Here is an 18,947-nt window from a genome sequence, read left to right as displayed (position 1 = left end):
ACGGAGCCCGGGCTGCCACCACGGGCGAAGGTGGCGTTGGCGGTACTGATGGCGATCGGACTGTGCTGGGCGGCTTTCGGCGGCTGGGCCGTGACCCGCAGGACGCCGATGTTCGCTCAGGATCGCGTCGTCGCCGGCTGGCTCGGACTGGGCGCCTGGCTGCTGTTTACCGTCGGTGCGCTGGTCATCACCACCCTGCGGCACAAGCTCGAGCCGTCGTTGATCGTCGTGGTATTAGCGTTGGGCGTCCTGGCCATCGCCAATCTGCGCACCGCTCGCCGTACGAGGGCGGCTTTGCTACGACGCAAGGAACATCTGAGCCAGCTTCCATAAGTCAGTGACGCGCGGATCGCGGCATGAGCGGAAACGTGATCAAGCGGTCCCGGTATCCAGTTGGTCCGACCATGCTGAGCCGGAGACTGAGGACGCGCTCGACTATTCCTGCCCGGGCTGCAGCCAGCGTTGTGGTACGAGCCTCCCCGACCGCGTCGGCGCGCCCTGCCATCTCTGCGCCGCCGCCGCGACCTGGGACCGCCTGCCAGCCGGCACTCGGAAGGCCATCGACGACGCGATTCGCCGCGGTGCTATCGCCGGTCTCCTGGCGATGCGGGCAGCCGATCCGCCGATCCGGCTGCCCCGACGCGGCAGACCTCCTCGCGTTCCGCCACAACGCCGGAGTCACCAGCGACATCTCAAGCCAATAGGCCACCTTCAGGAGGCCATGTTCCGCCGGACACGCTAGACGAAGTGCCGAATTGGATCCGCCTTCGCCGGGTTGGTGGTGACGGCTACGGCAGTCCGGCCGCGAGGGTCACCGGGCGTCGGCCGCGCGGCTGACGCGTCATCGCGGCGATAGCCAGCAGCGCCACGGTCATCGCCACCAGGTACCCGATCCGGAACGGGGCCGGGCTTCCGGCATGCTGCGCCGAGATCAACGGCGTCCACAACCCGGTTGGATTGTCATCGCCGGGCAACGTGAAGAAGTGCCACTGCGTCCAGTTCCAGCCGAGGTGAAGGCCGAGCGGGAGCGCGATGCTGCCGGTTCGTAGCGCGGCGACGCCAAAGACGATCGCACCGATCAGCGGCCCGGCGGCGGTCCAGAGCAGTTCGGTGCCGCCGCTCTTGACGGCCGGGCTCGAACCGATGCTGAGCAGGTGGTAGCCGCCGAAGATCGCCGCAGGTGGTAGCCGCCGAAGATCGCCGCGAGGAGCACGACGGCCTTGATCGCGCCGATGCCCTCGGCGAGCCGTCGCAATGCGTAGCCGCGAAAGATCAGTTCCTCGACCAGGACAGCGGCCACGAAATAGGCGGTACCCGAGGCCATGAGCGGGGCGGTGAACGACTGGTTCGGCTGCCAGTACAGGACCCCGCCAAGCATCAGCAGCCACGCCAGGCCGCCGACGAGCGCAACCCCACCGGCCAGGCCGGCGACGAACTGACCGAGCCGCCTCCCGTCGGGCACCAGACCCTCATCTGCCCAGCTCCGGCCTTCAAGCCGGAGGCAGAGCGCCCAGACACCGGCGATCAGCAGCGCGCTGACCGCCACCACCGGCCATGGCTGCCCGTCCTGCAGCGCCCAGGCCGGAGCGAACATTCCGGTGAGTACGGCGGCGACCATTATGGACACGAGGGACAGTACGAGGAAGCCTGTGACCTTCCACCCGGAGCGGACGTGGCCGGTTCGCCCCACGAAAATCCTCTTAAGCGCCACCGGTACACGTAAGCATGTGTGCTCAGGCCCGTCAACGAGATGTCCCCACCCACCGCATCGGCCGATGCGGCCACCAGCCACGCGGTCCGCGACAATCGGTGCATCGCGTATCCGCTCATCGGCAGATCCGCACCGCGAGCCTCGAGCGGTCACGTAACCCTATGTAGCGCGCGGATCGCGGCTACCTATTGACTGGTGGTACGACCGCAGCCCGGCCAGGCTTGGTCGAGGTGACCGGTGGGGTCGCTCTCATCGCGGCTGCCCACCGCAGGTTGGTGTGGCTCTCATCTGGCGTGCGTCCCGCCGGTCACCGCGGCGGTGAGAGGCTCAAGAGGGGACTGACCGGCTCAAGGTAGCGCTGCCCTCCCGTCGACGAACACTGCCGGATCGAGGGAGGACACGATGGCTCAGGTCATCATCGGCGTGGACCCGCACAAGCGTTCCGTCACCATCGAAATCATCAACGGGCGGGAGAAGACGCTCGGGCAGGGCCGGTTCGGCACCGACCGCGACGGCTACCAGGCCATGCTCGCCGCCGGACGCAAGCACAAAGACCGCCTTTGGGCGGTCGAGGGCTGCAACGGCATCGGCCGGCATGTCGCTCAACGCCTGGTCGCCGACGGCGAAACGGTGGTGGACGTTCCCGCGAAGCTGTCCGCCCGGGCCCGCGTGTTCGCCACCGGCCAGGGCCGCAAGACCGACCCGGTCGACGCCCGCAGCGTCGCTGTGGTCGCCCTGCGCACCGAAGGTCTGCGGCAGGTCGTCACCGATGACACCACGGTCGCGTTACGGCTGCTGGTCGACCGCCGTGACCAGCTCGGCCGGGCCCGCACCGAAGTGGTCTCCCGGCTGCATCACCTGCTCCTGGAGTTGGTGCCCGGCGGCGCGAAGAAGGACCTGTCCGCCCAGCAGGCCCGCGCCCTGCTGGGCACCGTGCGCCCGCGCGACGTGGTCGGCAAAACCCGTCGCCGGCTGGCCTCCGAGCTGATCGGCGAACTCGTCGTCATCGACAAGAAGATCAAAGTCGCGAAGCAGGAGCTCACCGACCTGGTCAACAGCACCGGCAGCCGGTTGATGAACTTGACCGGCATCGGACCGTCCGGCGCGGCCCGCCTGCTCGGCGACATCGGCGACATCGCCCGGTTCGCCAGCCGCGCTCACTTCGCCTCGTGGAACGGCACCGCGCCGATCGACGCCTCGTCCGGCGACCAGAACCGGCACCGGCTCTCCAGAGCCGGGAACCGGCGCATCAACCGGGCACTGCACATCATGGCCATCGTCCAGCTGCGCCGTGACACCGAAGGGCGCCGCTACTACCGGCGCAGACTGGCTGCGGGCAAGACCCCGATGGAGGCCCTACGGGCACTGAAGCGGCGTCTGTCCGACATCGTCTACCGGCAGATGGTGGCCGACGCGAAGCTGCTCGGGACGGGTCCGGGAGGACACGCGGGGGCGACTCTGCAATCCAGCGCGGCCGACCTGAACCCCGAGATCGACACTTCGGAAAAGTCACTTCCCGGACCCGCCACACCCCAGCCTAGAACAACCCTCGCCGCAGCCTCTTGACACAGAGGGGTGCCAGATCAGTGCATCCGGGCGCGGCGTTGGGCCGGCTGGCATTGCGATTAGAAGCCTCGAAAGACGCCGTCGGGGCCTGCCGACCGCGCGAACTCAAAAAGTCCATATTCGCGATCGACAAGTTGTTTTCGATCGCCTGGACCTGCCGTGGCAGTGTCCTGAACGGACCAGTCTCGTCCCCTTCATTCAGATTAACGACGAGCAGGGGACGCTCCGGCAGCGAGATGGTGACGGCGTCTACGACGAACACCACCGGGTGCCTGTACTGACGCGGGTAGGCGCGAGGATAACTGGTCGCGACTGCCGTACCGCTGAGGCCAATCAGCGCTCGGTCCTCGACGAACTCGACACCGGCCACGAAGCCCTCATCCGTGGGGCTGACGATCTCGTCCTTGAGCAGCTCCCACACACCGTCGTCGCTGAAGTCCACACGTACGACCGGAACGCACCACGTCTCTGGCAGATCGGCCACGGCCAAAGCGTAGCGCGACCGAACGTTCCTCCGGTCCCGACAGGGGGCGCATTGTTCTCGCCGCGACCGGCGCCGACTTGATCCGGTTGCGGTGACGCTGCGTAGCACGCGATCTGTGGCAGATCCGCGCACGTGATCATGCGCCGAGCCTGTGCGGACCGTCGTGAGAAGATCGATGCGTGGTCGGGTTTCCCGTCGTGGCCGCCGATGAGCACACCACGCTGGAGCAGTTCCTGGACCTCCACCGTCACCGCGTCCTGGCGGTTCTTGAGGGAACGAGTGACGCCGACGCTGTTGCAGGGGACCTGCTGTCAGGGCTCGCGGACGAACATGGCGCAGTCCGGGCAGTCGTCGAGGTAGCGATGCCGGCACTCGACAGTGTGCTGGAGAAACACGATGGCCTGTTGCGTACGGCCGACCTCGCTCTCAAGTGCGGCGATCTTCGCCCGGACGACCGCCTGCGCCGCCGACTTCGTCGGCGCCATGGCCGCTGCGACTTCCGGCAAGGAAAGCCCCACTCGCCGCAGCTTCAGCACAGTGCGCGCCTGTTCCAGAGCATTTTCGTCGTAGACGCGGTAACCGTTGCCATCCCGACGCACGGTCAGGACGCCGACCTGCTCCCAATGTCGCAGCACGTGAGCCTCTACTCCGAGTTCTGCGGCCGCCGCTCCTATTGTCTTCACCACACGCGCCTTGCCTTCATGTCGACCTGAACCCCTAGCGTCCAGAGCATGTCAGATACCTCTCGCCCGGCGGACACCCGCTCGGGCCCAACGATCCTGGTCACCGGCGCGGCGGGCAATCTCGGACGCGAAGTCGTTGACCGTCTGCGGACGCGCGGCGCGCGCGTACGACGCCTCGACCGTCGCACCGCCGACCCCCGCCCCGGAATCGAATCCGTGGTCGGGGACCTCACGGATCCCACCGCCGTGCGCGCGGCACTCGTGAACGTCGACGCCGTCTTCCTCGTCTGGCCGCTGCTCGATGCCACTCCCGCCCACGCACTGGCCGAGGAAATCGTTCAAGCGGCTCCCCGCGTCGTGTACCTGTCCTCCACAGCCGTCGACGACCACAACCCCGACCAGAGCGACCCCATTGTTCAAATACATGCCGACATGGAGGCCCTGCTCCAGAAGGCCGGTTTACGACCCGTGGTCCTTCGCAGCGATACGCTCGCCTCCAACGCCCGGGGCTGGGCCGCACAGCTGCGGGCAGGCGACGTTGTCGCAGGCCCCGACTTCCCCCGTACAGCAGTCGTCGACGAGCGGGACGTCGCGGCCGTGGCCGCCGCCGTGCTTCTCGCGCCCCATACGCACCTGGATCACGGCCCGTACCTGCTGACCGGACCAGAACTCCTCAGCCGCGCCGACCAGGTCGCTCGACTCGGTTCCGCGCTCGGGCGCCGCCTACGCTTCGACGCGGTTCCCGCCGAGCTCGCGCGAGCGCACATGCTCGCGGACGGCCGCCCCAAGGCACTCGTGGAAGCGTTGATCTCCGCTTCGCTGCACCGACCCGAGTCGAACCTCATCACCGATCACGTCGAACGCCTCACCGGACGACCAGCCGGCACCTTCGCACGATGGGCCGCCGATCACGCGGCCGAGTTCCGCTGACCAACACCCGTTTCTCATTCACATTCGCTACCTGGCCTGCCGTTCGGATCAAAGCCTCGTATCGGCTTCAGGGAACAGGCGTAGCTATCCCAGCAAGGCGAACCGGGTGATTCTCTACCTTGCACAGCCTTTGGTCACCCGTCCTGTCATCGGCATGTCCGGATGTCTGGCTCGAGGATTTGCAGGCTCCGCGATCATGCGGGCCCGCCGAGGACGGGCGTATTGACCGACGCAGTGGGTACGCCGCGACGGGCCGGCGGGGTAACGATGCGACGAAGTGCGGCGATCTGATTGATCCAACTGCTCAGCCGAGTGATCCTCACGATGTCGCCGGTCTTCGGGGCTTGGATGACAAGTCCCTCGCCGAGGTACATGCCGACGTGACGTGGGTAGGCCATGGTGCCTTGGCTACCCGGAATGAGGATGAGGTCGCCCGGGAGTAGGAGCGCCGGGTCGGTTACGGGCTTTCCGGCGTTGGCCTGGTCGGTGGTGAGTCGGGGGATCGAGATGCCGGCCGCTCGGTACGCCGACTGCATGAGGGACGAGCAGTCGCATTGTTTGTCGGGGTCGCCGGAGTGGGGGTCGGTGCATGATCCGCCGAAGTGGTACGGGGTGCCGAGCTGGTTTACGGCCCAGAAGATGGCGGTCGTGACGGCGGGCGGGGTGTTGGAGGGGAGCGTGAACCCGTCCGGGAGGGCGGCGAGCGCGTCGGTGGCGCAGTCCGCGAGGGTGCTGGTCAGCTGCTCCACCAGGTGCAGAGCGTCGTCGGTCCACTTGGCGTACGCGTCGGGGAAGGCCGAGACCTGGACCGCCTGCGCGGCCTGGGCGAGCGGCATCGACTCCCAGCCGGGAACGGTGAGGAGCTTGTCGAAGAACTTGCCTGCCTGGTAGGCGGGCTCGGACAGCTGCGCGACGGTGCCCCAGCCCTGGCTTGGGCGCTGCTGGAACACCCCGATGGAGTCGTGGTCGTTGCTGTCGCCGAGGTGGGGCAGGTTGCGCAGGCCTGATTCCTGCATGGCGGTGGCGACGGCGATGACCCAGCCCCAGCGGGGTGTGCCTTTGGCGACGCCGACGTCGATGATGGTGGCGGCGATCTCCAGCTGTTCGGTGTTCCAGCTACCGGTGCCGGGTGGCTGCCCGGAGGGGCGCACGGCGGGAGCGGCGAGGATGCCGCACCCGCCGGAGCCGCCGCCCATGACGGCCGACAGCAGCAGCATGGGCACGCCGAAGCACGCGACGATGACGACGGCGACGACGCCGATGATGACCTTGGTCATGTGGCGATTACCTCCCGTTGAAACAGAAGGGGCCGGTGTCCGCGCGGGTGCGCGCGGTACATAGCTCTCCTCGGGTCGTGAAACACAAAAGGGCCGTGGGCCGCCGCGTGGGCGGCCCACCTTGAGCGGTCGGGTCAGTTAATGGAGGTGTGGAGTACGTGGGCGGCTTGGCGTAGGAGGTGCTCGATGATCACGCTGGCGTCGTAGAAGTCGTGCTGGCTGTCGATTTCTGCGGCGGCGGCAGGCCGCCCGCACACCGACTGCCGTCGGTGGCGGCGGTGGCGGATGTGGCAGTTCAACGGCTGCCTGCCCGACCCGATCCCCACCTGGTTGTGCTCGGCTGTGCCATGGGGCGTGTCCCTTCCTTTGCGGGCTGGGGCAGCGGCATTGTGGCCGCCGCCCCGGCCGGTGAGCGAGGGATGCGTTCAGACCTTCAGCAGGTCGAAGGCGGCCAGCTTCAGGTCGCCGACGTTGCCGGTGAGCACCCGGTTGGCGCGGGCGGTTTCGTTCTTGGCGGGCTGGTAGTGGTCGAGGTACTCGGTGATGGCCTGGAATCCGGCCCACCGGCTGCCGGCGATGGCCTTCTGGGTGTCGGCCTCCCGGATCAGGTACTTGAGCGTGCCGAGCCGCTGCTTGGCGTTGTTCTTGGTCTTCTCGGACGCGTTGTCCTTGACCGGCCACACCTGCGCCACCACGCTCTCGAACTCGCGCATGGTCATCTCCGCGTGCAGCATCCGCTCGGCGGCCTTCTCGAAGGTCTCCATGTACTTCCACATCAGGCCCAGCGCCTCACGGGCCTGGCTGATCTGGGAGTTGACGTTCGAGGTGTGCCGGAATGTGTAGTGCCCGACCGCGTGCGCGAAGGCGGCACGTTGCGTATTTGCGCACACAATCCGGATCGGGCTGGCGTCCACGCGCAGTGCGGCGGTGCCGTCGTGGGAGGTCGTGCCGATCAGGTAGAGGTCCATGCGGTCCACCCCGGCGATCTCCATCGCGTCGGGCAGCTTCATGGTCACGAACACGCTCTTGCCCCGGCGGAGGCTGCCGGCGGTCTCGAAGTGGGCGCCGCCCACCTGATCGACGAGGCGATCGAGCATCTCGGCGCATTGCTCGTTCTGGACCACCGTGTAGTCGGTGCCGACGATGCCCAGGTACTCCGTCTGGCCGGTGACCGGGTTGCGGCGTACGGTCATCCGCTTGTCGTCGGCGGGGATCTGCATCTCGATCCCGTCCACTATGTCGATGCCGACCGTACGGATGGTGCGTACGCCCCAGTCGCCGAGGCGGGCGGCAGCCATGATCTCTTCGGCCCGCATGGTGTCCTGGGTGACGGTGCCGAGTTGGTGCCAGGCCGACAGGCGGGCGCTGGCGAAGGCGGTCGTTCCGTCGGTGAATGTCTCGAGTTCGTGCGGCACGGGGATTTCCTCTCGATGTGCTGCGGGGGCCGAGCGCGCGGCTCGGCCCCCGGATGGGATTTGGGATGGGTGGGATCAGGACTGCTCGGTGGCGTTGTCGCCTTGCTCTGTGCTGCCTGCGTCGGCGTGCGTCGGGTAGGCGAAGGTCAGCGGCGCGTCGGAGACCATGACGATGCGACCCGCGGCGGCGGCCTTGGTGCAGTTGTTGCGCACTGCCCCTGAGCTGACCGTGCGGCCGAGCTGCCCGCCGATGGCGGTGGCGATGTCCTGCGGGGTCATCGCTTTGCCGGGGTTGGCGGCCAGGACGTCGAGGGTCAGCTTCTCCAGCTCGCCGCGGCCGAACGGTTGGCTGCCGTCGGCGTTGATGGTCGCGTCGCTGCGGCGGCCCACGCTCCTGGTGATGCCCGTCGTGCGGGTGGGCAGAGCGACGACGTGGGTCTCGCCGTCCGGCCCGACGATGTGGAGAGTGCCGTCAGGCCGGATGAGGGGTCGCACCGTGGCTGTGGCGTTCGGCGTGTTCGCCAGCCCGCGGATGACCTGGTAGCACAGCGGGCAGCGGGGCGGCTGCGGGTTCGGGTCGACCTCGCTGGCCTTGGTGGGACCGGCGACCCACCGCTGTGGTAGGCCGGGTAGGCGACGGGCGGCGTCGGCTTGTTCCATCGCGGTCAGCAGGCGGGCGGCGGTGGGGTGTCCGATGCCGCTCTCGGCCACGATCACGTCGAGCGTTGCGCCGTCGTCGTGGTCGGCCAGGACGCCCTTGATGGCCATGACCTTGCGGTCACCGGGGCGGCTGGGCTGGACGGAGGGGGCGTTGTTCGTGCTGGGGCGCTCGTCGTGGCCGTCGCGGTCGGGCTCGTCGGCGGGTTTTGCGGCCGGGTCCGTGGTCTGCGGCGAGGTGTCGGCGGAAGAGTCTTCGGCAGCGGGGCCGTGGTCCGTCTCGGCCGTGCTGCTGTCGTTGCTGGAGTCGATGTCGTCACCGTCGTCGGGGTTGAGGGCGGCGTCGGTGGGGCCGGTCTGGTGTTCGGGCTGGGGCTCGGTGCCGGCCGGTGGGGTAGCGGGCCTCCACCTGGTGGGGGTGCCGTCGGCGGGGTCCGCGCCGGTGTCGACCGTGACGATCAGGCCGGCGTCGGCGAGGGTCTTGATGGCCTTGTCGGTGGTGGAGCGGGCCTTGCCCGACCTTTCGGCCATCTCGTGGACGTTGCCCTGACCGAGTGCGGTCAGCGCGTCGAGTACCGCCTGCGTGGCAGGCGACAGGGATGGGGACTGGTTATCCATGAAATTCCCCCTTCGGGAACTCGTTGGGCAGGTCGGCACGGTTGTGCCGGGGCTGTGGTGCGCCCGGGGCGTGGGCAGCCGCCAGCGCGGCAGGAGCGGGATGCACGGGTGGCCGGTGGCTCCCGGTTCGCGGATACGTGCCGGACAGGCCGCCGCTAGGCGGCGAGGCCGGCGGCTTCGGCCGGGGTCAGTTGGGCGGGGGTGCGGTTTGCCCAGGCGGCCGAGTGCCGCAGGTGCCACCACCGCAGCAGCGACCGGCACGCGGCCGGGAGGTCGTTGCAGGTCGGCAGGTGGTAGGTGATGGCGGGCTGGGTGTCGCGGTGCTCCGGGTTGGTACATGCGACGGGCGCCCACCCGTCGTCGGTCTGGCTGACCTCGCCGACGACGCGGCACGGGTAGGGCACGTCGCTGGCGGCCTCCGGGTCGGGGAGTACCAGCCAGGCGTCCGGCGTGTGCCGGCGCAGCGTGGCAACGCCGTAGGAGGGGTCGCCGGGCTGCAGCAGCACGTACCGCTCGTCGCTGTCACCGCTGCGGTGGTGGTTGCGCCAGCCCCGGTAGGCGTTGACGAGCATTTCTGCGAGGGCGGCGTGGCGTTCGCTGGCGGCGAGCACGTCGGTCAGGGCTTGGGCGTGGCTGGGGGTGTGCAGGTCCGCGTGGGCGGCAAGCTGCCGCTGCGCGGCCTTGTTCTGTTCGACCAGTCGGGCGAGGGCCTTGTCGAGGGCGGCGGTGTTGTCGTTGAACCGGAGGGTGATTTTGTGGAGCAGGCGGGCGAGGTCGCCGAGGGGGTCGAGGGCGGCGGTGTCGTGGCGCCAGAGATGTTCTCGGTGCACGTCGTTGGTTTCGGCGGCGATGCGCCGCAGCGCGGGATCGGACAGGAACACGGGGGGCCTCCTTCGCTGGGTAGGGGTGTGGGTATGGCGAAGGCCGGTCGCAGTGGGGCTGCGACCGGCCTTGGGTTGGGGTGTCAGGCGATGGCGACCGCGCACACTCGTGCGTTGCCGCGCAGGCTGCGCAGGTAGGCGCACGCGGCGTTGAGGAACCGGAACCGGTCGGCCACCGAGGTGGTGGCGGGCATGAGCAGGCGCCCGTCGGTGGTGATCAGCGCGTCGCCGATGAGGGCGATGCGCCAGTAGAGACCGACGTAGGTGACTTCGCCGGCCTGGTAGACGGACAGCTCGTACGGGTCGAAGGTGTGGCCGTCGGCGTAGCCGAGCATGGCGAGCACCCGGGGTTGCTGCTCGAAGCGGCGACGCGCCTCGGTCAGGGGGACCTTGCGCGGGTCGGCGTAGTGCTGGGCGAGGAAGTCTTCCCAGGGGCGGGCCGGACGGGTGGTGTGGGCGATGTGGACGTTCCAAGCCCGCCAACGCAGGCTTGCCCTGGTGGCGGCGCGGGCTGCGGTGGCGGTGAGGTCGAGGCGACTCTTGCGCCCTCCGGCGGCAACGGTGATCGCGCCGAAGCGGCGGGCCGCGTCGAGCAGGAAGTACCCGAACCAGCGGGTGAGCCAGCCGAGCAGGCGACGGTGGCGTACGTGGTAGCGGCGGGCAGGGACGCCGTCGGCGTGGAGAAGGTCGTTGACCTTCTCGCTCGCGGCGAACCAGTCGGCGTCCTCGCCGGGGGCGAAGCAGACGGTGACGACGCGGACTGGCATCGAACGGATGACGAGCATGGGGGATCCCTTCGCGAGGAAGCGGATGAGCAGGGGTGGTGCCATTCGGCGTCTGGGCCGGGAAACTGCCGGTGAGGTGCGGGGCGGGGAGTCACGAGCCGACCAGACGGTGGGCGGGTGGTCCCGCTGGCGCGGGCAGATCCGACGAGGGCAGACGGGCGGTGGCGCGAGCAGAAGAGGAGAGAAACTGTCCAGCACCGTAGCTTCGTGACCTGACAGCCCCGGCCCTGTCAGAAACGGTGATCATGCTCGTGAGCTGCGTTGTCAGGATCGGGTGCGGTGCCGGTCAGGGTTTGTCAGGTCGTGAAGACGCCGTCGATGAAGTTCGGGTTGTCCGCCACGGCCCGCCCGTGGTCGCTGGGCAGGTCGACCAGCCGGACCCGCTGGATGCCGCCACTGGGCAGCCAGACCGCCTCGGCCGGCTCGGTCTGCTGGGTCGCGGTGGCTGCTGGCACGTCCGCGGCTGCGCTGCGGAGCAGGCGGTGCAGGTGTTCTTCGCGCTCGGCGTTGGGTAGCCAGAACAGCACCGGGTAGCGGGGGCCGCCGCGGTGGGGGAGTGGGGCGTACCGGTCGAGCTTGGCGACCACCCGGCCCAGGGGCTCGGTGCCGGTATCGGCCTCCAACCAGAACCCCGCGGTGGTGTCGCCGACGCTCCACAGGCCGTGCCCGTCAGCGGTGATGGTCCGGAACTGCTTGGTGGTCGTCGCCTCGGACCACCAGCGGTCCAGTCGGGCGTCGTGGTGCCGGCGGGCGTGCGTGGTGAGCCGGACGAAGAACTCGTTGGCGGTGAGCAGGTGTGTCAGGTTGGGGTTGGCCGACAGCCGTTGCACGCTCTGGCGGCTGGCCCGGAGGGTGGGTTCGGGCAGGTTGTGGGCGGCGGCTTGGAACCGGTGCCCGTTGTGGCCGAGTGCCCAGTGCCAGGGCTGGCTGCCGCCTCCGTCGCGGGCGAACCGGAACCGGTCCAGCAGGCCCAGGGCGGCCAGCTCACCGAGCCGGATCTGACACGTCCGGCGGGCGTGGAACAGCATGCGGTGGATCTGGTCGGTGGTGAGGACCTGGTGGTCGTCGAGCAGTTGGAGCAGCCGGCGGTCGCGGGTGGTGATGTGCGGGTAGATGGCCAGCAGGCCAGCAGAGCGCGAGTGCGGCATAGGTGTTCACCCCGTGGAGAGAGAAATCCCGTAGGGAGTCTGGACGAGTTGATCTTGCTTTCGGTGCTGTCGTCAGGCGGGTTTGGGCAGGTCAGGCACCTGACAGGCTGGAGGGTGGGGGCTCGTGTGGGGTCTCGTCTCGTGGACGCCCCCAAACGAGCCCCCGATGCCGCACCCAGCCGAGCCCTCGAACGAGGCGGCCCGGTCAGCGTTCGCGTTCGGTCATGCGCCGTTTCATGGCGGTGCGGGCGAGCTGCTGCATCGGCGGCTCGCCGCTGGTGCGGGTGTGGGCGGCGGCGCACTCCTGCCGGATCGCGGTCGCCTCACCCACGACCGGCGCCGGTGGGTTGGTCACGAACGTGAAGCCGGGCAGTTCCCGGTTGCCGACCAGCAGCCGGGCAGCGGCGGTGTGAACGTCGAGGTGGGCAAGGTCGTGCTCGTCCAGCTCGGGTTTGGTGTGCCGGGACAACTCCCTGGCGTCGGCCGGATCGACGGTGAAGAACACCTTCGACCGCGCGTTGGCCGACACCGCCGCGGCGACGTCCCTGGGCAGTTGCGCCAAGTCCTGGTGCGCCAGCACGAGCCCGAGCCGGAACCCACGCGCCTCGGCCAGCATGTCCCCGACGCTGCCGGGCAGCGTCAGGAAGTTCTGGCACTCATCCACGTAGAGGCAGGCGTCTTTCCGCTGGTCCTCGGGGATGGCGGCCCGGGCGATGGCGGCCTGCCATACCCGGGCGACGATCATTGAGCCGAGGATGCGACTGGTCTCCTCGCCGAGGATGCCCTTGGGCAGTCGGCACAGCAGCACTCCGCCGTCGAGCACCTGGCCCATGTCGAACGAGCTGTGCACGTTACCGATCACGCTCTTGACGAAGTCGCGCAGCAGGAAAGCGCGCAACCGCGCCAGCACCGGAGCGATGACCTGCCCCCGGAACTGCTCGTTGATGCCGTCGTACCAGACCCAGAACCCGCCGAGCCCATCCGGGTCGTCTAGGCCGTGGGTGAACCTGGCCCGATACTGTCGGTCCTGCAACAGCGACGGGACCATGCTCAGGGTCGGTTTCGCATGCCGCATCAACGTCAGACACGCCACGCGCATGGTGTCGTCCATGCGCGGCCCCCACTGGCCTTGGAAGATCTTCGCGAAGATCCCCACCAGGTTGTCCACCGCCAGGTGCGGGTCACCCTGGTCGTCGAGCGGGTTGAAGCAGCCCGGGTTCTTCTGATCCGGGTCGATGATCACGACCTTCCTCGCGAAGGAGGCGGGCAGCCGGTCGAGGATGTCGGTGATCAGGTCCCCACGCGGGTCGATGACCACCGTCCCACGCCCGGCCTTGATGTCGCCGAGGATCATGTTCAACAGCAGCGTGCTCTTGCCGACACCGGTCTTGCCGACCACGTGCACGTGCTGGCGGGCGTCGGTGACAGTCAGGCCGACGCTGTGGTGGCCGATCTGCGACCGGCCCAGCACCTTCACGCCCCGCCCGCCGGAGGGCACCTGCACCGGGGCCGGCACGGCCTTGGCCCGCGCCCGATCGAGGCCCGGCACGGCGAGGTCCTGCGGCAGCGCCGCCATTGCCGCGAGTTCCGGCACGGTGGCCAGGAACCCCCGCCGCAGCCTCCGCCCGGCGAGGGTGGCCACAGGTTGCGGCATCTTCATCCGCCGCAGCCGGTTCGGGCCGGTGTATGCCGCGGCGGCGGAGGCGATGGTGTGCCGGAGCCCGACGAGGCGTGACCGGACCTGCTTGGCCCGCTCCGGGTCCGGCGCTGACTTGCCTGGGGCGGCCGCTACGGCGAACCGGACCGCGATCTCGAAGTGCGGCACCCGCACGGCCTTGTCCACGATCGTGCGGGCGTCGGCGGTGGCCACCGGGTCCCGCTCGGCCACCCGCGCCGTGGCGTTCGTCTGGCTGCGGGGCCGGGACGAGCCGGGTGTGAACACATCGACGAGCCACAGCAGAGGCTCGATGGCCAGTCGCGCCGCGCCCGAAACGGCGCGGGCGGCCATATCGGGCCGCCCGTGGTTGCTGGTGGTCGCTGCCGCCCGTCTGGCCGCGCGGACGCGGCGGGCGGGTGCCGGGCGGGCGAGGATCTGCACGCACGCGTATTCGCGATCCCGGACCTGCGCGCCGGCGGCGAGCAGCGCCCGCAGCGGGTCGGCGTCGTGGTCGCTGCGCAGCGGCAGCCCGTCGGGGCGCTGCGGCCAGTGCGCCCCACCCACCTGCTCACCCACCTGTACTGGGATCGGGGCGGCGGCGTCCTCGGTGGTCATGGTCGCGGCGGGCCAGGCCGCGCGGACGGCGGCTTCGACCGCGCCGTGCGGCACCGTTGCGGGCACCCACACCCGGATGGTCAGGGCGCGGCCGCTCCACGTGTACTCCCACCCGACATGCGGGATGCCGAACACGCGCTGTTGCCACACCGACGGCGTCAGCACGCCCATGAGGGTGGTCCAGAACGCGGCGGCGGCCTCGGCGGTGACCTCCGGTGGGGCGGCGATGGTCAGCCACCGCGCGCCGGCCGCGAACCGTCGGTGCCGCCAGGCGAGCAGCTGATCATGGGCGACCACCGCGTCGACGATCGCGGCGGCGGCGATGACGCCCAGCCACGGCCGGGTGATGAGCCAGTGCCAGACCACGTCAGGCCAGGTCGGAGCAGGCATCACTAGGCCTCCCCGATGCCGGTCACGGCGATCTTGTGCTCGGCGGCCGACCCGAGGGCGCGGAACGGAATCCGGCTACGGCCAGCGACGAGCAGACCCTCGCCGCGCGGCGCCGACAACAGCAGCCGCGACTCCCCAGCGGTCAGGCTGAACGCCTCGGACACCGCGTCGATGGACTGCGTGCTCTGCCGCATCAGCACCTGGGTTGCCGCGTTGGACACCACGGCCAGGCCAAGGTCGGTGGACAGGACGTCGGCCGCGTCTTGGGTGATCACGCACAACCCGGCCGACCGCTTGCGGGCGGCCTTCGCCATCCGGAACAGGAACCGTGCACCTTCGCCGTCGCGCATCAGCAGCCACGCCTCGTCCACCACGACGAGCTGCCGGCGTCGGCGTTCGCCCTTGGGTGTGTCGATTCCTGACCAGATCGAATCCAGGGCCAGCAGCGTGCCCACGGTGCGCAGCTCGTCGGGCAGGTGCCGCAGCGACCACACCACCAAATGTCCGCGCGGGATCGTGGTGGTCGGCCCGTCGAACAGGCTGGCGAAGTTCCCGACCGTCCACGGGGCGAGCCGCGCGGCGAGCTGCCCAGCGGCCGGGTCACCGTCAGCGGCCAGGACCTCGGCCAGGTCCCGCAACAGCGGAGCAGACTTTGCCCAGGTGGCCGGGTCGCCGTTGATCCCAGCCCGGCTGTAGGTGGCGGTGATGGCCCGATCAAGAGCGGCGCGTTCGGCCGGCGGCGGCGCCGCCCCGAGCATGACCGAGATCAGCGTGTGCAGGTACAGCCCGCGCCGGGTGAGCGTGTCGGGCCGGTTGTCTGCGGGCAGGCCGAGGGGGTTGATGCGCACGCCCGGCTGGCCGAGCTGCACGACGGTGCCGCCGACGTGCTCCGCGAGGGGCGCGTACTCGTCCTCCGGGTCGATCACGCTGACGGTCGTGCCCTGGTACAGGTTGCGCAGAACTTCCAGCTTGACGAAGTACGACTTTCCAGCGCCGCTGCGCGCCAGAACCACGCTGTTGTGGTTGTCCTGCGCCCACCGGTTCCAGATGAGCACCCCGTTGCTGGTGGTATTGACCCCGTACAGCACACCCTCGGGCGGGGCGACCGTGCCGGGGGAGGGGGCGGCGAGGTCGGCCGAGGCGAGGGGGAACGCCGCCGCGAGGGCGGTGGTGTCGAGGATGCGGCGCATCCGCAGCGGATCCACGCCGACCGGCAGAGTGGCAATCCAGCCCTGCTGGTGGCGGAACGTCGCCGGCTGCAGGTCCAGGAGCACTGATGCGGCGGCGGACTTCACACCGGCGGTGACGGTGGCAAGTTCGTCGAGGGTACGGGCGTGGATGGTCACATAGATGCCGACCTCGAACAGCTTCGCCGCCCCGCGGGCGACACGTTCGGCGAGGTCCGCGGCGTCGGCCGCCGCCGCCTCCACCATCGGGTCACCCAGGCGGCCCTGGTCAGCATCGAGGCGGCGGGAGGATTCCAGGCGGGCACGTTGGCGCTTGAGCATCGGCGCGGCCAGCTGCGGCGCAACGGGGTCCAAGTGCACTGCGACGTCGACCCGGCCGGGGTAGGACAGCAGCGGATCCAACCAGGCGGGGCCGACCTCGGCCGGGTAGCCGCAGACGGCGTAGGTGGCGGCATACCCGTCGCCGACCTGCACGTGTGATGGGGTGACCGACAACGCGGCCGGGGAGGGCATGCCGTCCCCAGCCGCGACGCTCTTCTTCCTGGGCTTCAACAGGTTCACGAGGTGCTCCGTAGGGTGATCGGGGTGCCCGGCACTGCTCGGGGGCCAGGCACAGGTGGGGAGAACGGATCGACCGCGGTCGCGAGGGCGGAGGCGACGGCCGGCCCGTCCAGAGCGGCGGCTTCGACCCCGAGGCCGGACAGGGCGCGTACGGCGGTGTCGGCGGCGTGCGCGCCGGCGACGACGGCGAGGACCTGGCGGCGCAACGGATCCCGCCGGTTGTCGAGCTCGAGAAGGAAGTCGGCGTAGTCGTCGGCGGCGGCCTGTAACGCCGGATGCGGCAGGCGCGGCGCATGGTCGACGGTCGCCTGCGCGTACACGGTCAGGTCGTGCCGCTGCGCGGCAACCACAATCTGCGCCGGCCCGGTCAGCGAGTTGAGGAACCGGCCGAACCCGTCCAGCAACGCACCCTGCTCGCCGCCAGTGCGCAGGTGAATGTTCGTGGTACCGCAGGCAATCAGCACCTTGTCACTGCCCTCACTGGTGAGGACTCCGGTCGGGCTGACCGACGTGACCGGAGAGCGCAGCGGCGCCGGGACGCTCGGCATGTCAGCCGTGACAGCGACCGAGCTTGCCCGCGCCGTGCCGGGGGTCAGTGTTCGCGGGCTACGGGACAGGGCGAACCCGTGCCGCAGCCACACATCCAGGGGCAGGCCGTCACGGCGGCCGAGCGCCACCACGACCGCGGCGGCGAACACGATGACCCCGGCGACGATCCACACCGCCGGCGGCAGCAGATGCCCGAACGCGCGGTAGAGACCGAACCCGGCCAGGCCGACACCGCCGATGATGCCCAGCTGCCGGAAGGTGAGCCCGAACGCGATGCGGTCAGGCTCGTTGACGTTGGCCGGAACGACAGCGCGCGGGGGAGTGTCCTGCTGGGTCATCGCCCACCTCGCACGGCGGTACGCGCGACCCGGCCGAGCGGCAGGTGGCGGGTAACGCCCTGGATGAACACCGCGCGCAGCAGAACCCCGCCCGCGTTCGGCGACCCCGCGCGGCTGGCGTGCCGGCGCACCATCCCGGGGATCTTGATCGTGACCCACAGCACGACGATGACGAGCAGGAGGTTCACCGTGTCCGAGCCGGGCAGGCCGAGCAGGATCGGCAGATTCGACGTCGGGTCGATCAGCAGGTTGATGCCCGCCGAGAACGCGACCGCCTGCAGCACCGGTGTGGCCAGGCAACCCAGCAGGCTGCGCCACCACAACTCGGCGGCACCCTGCGTCCACGGGGTGGCGTAGCATGCCAGGGCCACCGGCGCGACCCCGGCCAGGACGACCAGCACCCCGATCCGCACGAGCCAGGTGCCGACGAGCATGAACATCAACACGACGATGAGCAGTCCGATGATGGCCATCAGGAGCGTGGCGGTCTCGTCGGTCATCGCCGAGGCGATGCGAGCCCGGACGAAGGTGACCGCCTCGCGGGTCGGCGCGGACGTGCCGGCCATCGACACGGTCAGAGCGTTGGCGATGTCGATGAGCACGCCGGTCAGCGGGACCGCGAACGCGGACAGCACGAACCCGACGACAAGCCGGGGGATCAACTCCTTGATGCCGTAACGCATCTCGACCGAGTCGCCGACCATCGCGGCGACGCCCACGGCGATGATCGCGAGGATGAAGCATGCGTTGACGACCACCGCGCTCTTGCCGGCGATCGAGGTCACCTGCGGCAGGACGGTGACGTCCGGCGATACGAAGATCGAGGATGCCAGGAAGGCCAGCAGGCCGCCGAGAAGGTCGGTGACCTTCTCGGCGAGCCAGCTGACCAGGCCGTTCATCAGCCAGTCGACCATGACCGCGCCTCAGCCGCCGAGGATGCCCTGCAGCACCTGCAGGATGATCGGGGACAGCACAGCGAGGGCATAGCCGACCAGCGCGGACTTGACGTTGCCCTTCGCCTGCTCGACCTGCGCCGGGTCACCTCCGGCGGCCATGTACCGCAGGCCGCCGATGACCAGGAACATCGTCGCGACCAACGCGATGATGCCCATGACCCAGCCGGTGATATTGGCGATGACCTGGGCGATGGAGTTGGGGCCTCCGCCGTCGTCAGGGGCGGGGGCGGCCAGAACGAGGGCGTTGAGAAAAGAGACCGTGTGCATTGCTCCCCTCCACAAGGGATCCGTGGGCCGCCGCGGTGGGGACCAGGCGAAGGACCGTCTGCTCCGGTGGGGGCGCTCCTCCCTTGCGTGTGACGAAGGGTGCGGTGTCAGTACGCCGCGCCAGCCATGCCGGACCATTGGCCTCGCCGGATGGTGGTGGTCCCCACCGGGCGGGCATGCCGTGGATGACATGCACCGCCCAGATCTCGGCTGTCAGGCCGATCGAACTCGCCGCCCACCTGTCAGACCCTGACAAGACCTGTCAGCGACTC

The 18,947-nt window shown here is 69.6% G+C and carries 18 protein-coding genes; 3 read left to right on the top strand and 15 right to left on the bottom strand.

Annotation, left to right across the window (positions count from 1 at the left end; genetic code table 11):
• Positions 1-333 (top strand): hypothetical protein (locus FXF52_RS35610; RefSeq protein WP_222870855.1); only part of this gene is annotated, 333 nt, incomplete at its 5' end.
• Between the two features lie 455 nt (positions 334-788).
• Here FXF52_RS35610 and FXF52_RS44275 read toward each other — a convergent pair.
• Together FXF52_RS44275 and FXF52_RS42665 are read right to left on the bottom strand one after the other, a co-directional pair.
• Entirely contained in the window at positions 789-1,145 is a 357-nt protein-coding gene (locus FXF52_RS44275) for a hypothetical protein (protein WP_370518070.1), read from the bottom strand.
• A complete protein-coding gene (locus FXF52_RS42665) occupies positions 1,079-1,549 on the bottom strand; it encodes a CPBP family intramembrane glutamic endopeptidase (RefSeq protein WP_222870854.1) in 471 nt (156 codons plus the stop codon). Before FXF52_RS42665 ends, FXF52_RS44275 begins: the two co-directional genes overlap by 67 nt.
• Positions 1,550-2,113: 564 nt before the next feature.
• On the opposite strand from FXF52_RS42665, the gene FXF52_RS35595 reads away from it, so the two are divergent.
• Positions 2,114-3,277, top strand: a complete 1,164-nt coding sequence (locus FXF52_RS35595; RefSeq protein ID WP_148803972.1) for an IS110 family transposase — start codon at positions 2,114-2,116, stop codon at positions 3,275-3,277.
• Here FXF52_RS35595 and FXF52_RS35590 read toward each other — a convergent pair.
• Positions 3,249-3,761 (bottom strand): hypothetical protein, encoded by a 513-nt coding sequence (locus tag FXF52_RS35590; RefSeq protein ID WP_148803970.1) that lies wholly within the window; start codon positions 3,759-3,761, stop codon positions 3,249-3,251. The genes FXF52_RS35595 and FXF52_RS35590 overlap by 29 nt on opposite strands.
• A 311-nt stretch (positions 3,762-4,072) precedes the next feature.
• Positions 4,073-4,396 (bottom strand): MerR family transcriptional regulator, encoded by a 324-nt coding sequence (locus tag FXF52_RS44270; RefSeq protein ID WP_370518069.1) that lies wholly within the window; start codon positions 4,394-4,396, stop codon positions 4,073-4,075.
• Between the two features lie 96 nt (positions 4,397-4,492).
• Between FXF52_RS44270 and FXF52_RS35580 the strand changes: the two genes are divergently transcribed.
• Positions 4,493-5,374: an NAD(P)H-binding protein gene (locus FXF52_RS35580; protein WP_148803966.1), complete on the top strand. Its 882-nt coding sequence runs from the start codon at positions 4,493-4,495 to the stop codon at positions 5,372-5,374.
• A gap of 194 nt (positions 5,375-5,568) precedes the next feature.
• Here the strand turns inward: FXF52_RS35580 and FXF52_RS35575 are convergent, their stop codons facing one another.
• The 11 genes from FXF52_RS35575 to FXF52_RS35525 form a co-directional block, all read right to left on the bottom strand.
• On the bottom strand, positions 5,569-6,651 hold the full coding sequence (locus FXF52_RS35575; protein WP_148803964.1) for a C40 family peptidase: 1,083 nt from the start codon (positions 6,649-6,651) through the stop codon (positions 5,569-5,571).
• 425 nt (positions 6,652-7,076) lie between these two features.
• Entirely contained in the window at positions 7,077-8,066 is a 990-nt protein-coding gene (locus FXF52_RS35570) for a DUF932 domain-containing protein (RefSeq protein ID WP_148803962.1), read from the bottom strand.
• A 75-nt stretch (positions 8,067-8,141) separates the two neighbouring features.
• Positions 8,142-9,341, bottom strand: a complete 1,200-nt coding sequence (locus FXF52_RS35565) for a helix-turn-helix domain-containing protein (RefSeq protein ID WP_148803960.1) — start codon at positions 9,339-9,341, stop codon at positions 8,142-8,144.
• Positions 9,342-9,496: 155 nt separating this feature from the next.
• Positions 9,497-10,222, bottom strand: a complete 726-nt coding sequence (locus tag FXF52_RS35560) for a hypothetical protein (protein ID WP_148803958.1) — start codon at positions 10,220-10,222, stop codon at positions 9,497-9,499.
• 83 nt (positions 10,223-10,305) lie between these two features.
• Positions 10,306-11,007, bottom strand: a complete 702-nt coding sequence (locus FXF52_RS35555) for a hypothetical protein (protein WP_148803956.1) — start codon at positions 11,005-11,007, stop codon at positions 10,306-10,308.
• A 296-nt stretch (positions 11,008-11,303) separates the two neighbouring features.
• Positions 11,304-12,155 (bottom strand): replication-relaxation family protein, encoded by an 852-nt coding sequence (locus tag FXF52_RS35550; protein ID WP_148803954.1) that lies wholly within the window; start codon positions 12,153-12,155, stop codon positions 11,304-11,306.
• A 205-nt stretch (positions 12,156-12,360) separates the two neighbouring features.
• On the bottom strand, positions 12,361-14,817 hold the full coding sequence (locus FXF52_RS35545; protein ID WP_255472719.1) for a helicase HerA domain-containing protein: 2,457 nt from the start codon (positions 14,815-14,817) through the stop codon (positions 12,361-12,363).
• Positions 14,818-14,819: 2 nt separating this feature from the next.
• Entirely contained in the window at positions 14,820-16,517 is a 1,698-nt protein-coding gene (locus FXF52_RS35540) for a VirB4 family type IV secretion system protein (protein WP_148803980.1), read from the bottom strand.
• A gap of 44 nt (positions 16,518-16,561) precedes the next feature.
• Positions 16,562-17,452, bottom strand: a complete 891-nt coding sequence (locus tag FXF52_RS35535) for a PrgI family protein (RefSeq protein WP_148803950.1) — start codon at positions 17,450-17,452, stop codon at positions 16,562-16,564.
• Positions 17,449-18,366: a hypothetical protein gene (locus FXF52_RS35530; RefSeq protein WP_148803948.1), complete on the bottom strand. Its 918-nt coding sequence runs from the start codon at positions 18,364-18,366 to the stop codon at positions 17,449-17,451. The genes FXF52_RS35535 and FXF52_RS35530 overlap by 4 nt, the downstream gene beginning before the upstream one ends.
• Positions 18,367-18,375: 9 nt before the next feature.
• Complete coding sequence (locus tag FXF52_RS35525; protein ID WP_148803946.1) at positions 18,376-18,675, bottom strand: pilin; 300 nt, start codon at positions 18,673-18,675, stop codon at positions 18,376-18,378.
• Positions 18,676-18,947 lie beyond the last annotated feature (272 nt).

This window comes from Micromonospora sp. MP36 (assembly GCF_008119785.1).
GTDB lineage: Bacteria > Actinomycetota > Actinomycetes > Mycobacteriales > Micromonosporaceae > Micromonospora.
The sequence above is the reverse complement of the archived record's forward strand: the minus strand, read 5'-3'. Positions and strand labels throughout refer to the sequence as shown.

Bases quoted from the DNA above. Each gene is read 5' to 3' on its own strand.
- FXF52_RS35525 (WP_148803946.1), bottom strand. From the start codon at position 18,675: ATGCACACGGTCTCTTTTCTCAACGCCCTCGTTCTGGCCGCCCCCGCC.
- FXF52_RS35540 (WP_148803980.1), bottom strand. From the start codon at position 16,517: ATGCCCTCCCCGGCCGCGTTGTCGGTCACCCCATCACACGTGCAGGTC.
- FXF52_RS35565 (WP_148803960.1), bottom strand. From the start codon at position 9,341: ATGGATAACCAGTCCCCATCCCTGTCGCCTGCCACGCAGGCGGTACTC.
- FXF52_RS35580 (WP_148803966.1), top strand. From the start codon at position 4,493: ATGTCAGATACCTCTCGCCCGGCGGACACCCGCTCGGGCCCAACGATC.
- FXF52_RS35535 (WP_148803950.1), bottom strand. From the start codon at position 17,452: ATGACCCAGCAGGACACTCCCCCGCGCGCTGTCGTTCCGGCCAACGTC.
- FXF52_RS35545 (WP_255472719.1), bottom strand. From the start codon at position 14,817: ATGCCTGCTCCGACCTGGCCTGACGTGGTCTGGCACTGGCTCATCACC.
- FXF52_RS35550 (WP_148803954.1), bottom strand. From the start codon at position 12,155: ATGCCGCACTCGCGCTCTGCTGGCCTGCTGGCCATCTACCCGCACATC.
- FXF52_RS35555 (WP_148803956.1), bottom strand. From the start codon at position 11,007: ATGCTCGTCATCCGTTCGATGCCAGTCCGCGTCGTCACCGTCTGCTTC.
- FXF52_RS35575 (WP_148803964.1), bottom strand. From the start codon at position 6,651: ATGACCAAGGTCATCATCGGCGTCGTCGCCGTCGTCATCGTCGCGTGC.
- FXF52_RS35595 (WP_148803972.1), top strand. From the start codon at position 2,114: ATGGCTCAGGTCATCATCGGCGTGGACCCGCACAAGCGTTCCGTCACC.
- FXF52_RS35530 (WP_148803948.1), bottom strand. From the start codon at position 18,366: ATGGTCGACTGGCTGATGAACGGCCTGGTCAGCTGGCTCGCCGAGAAG.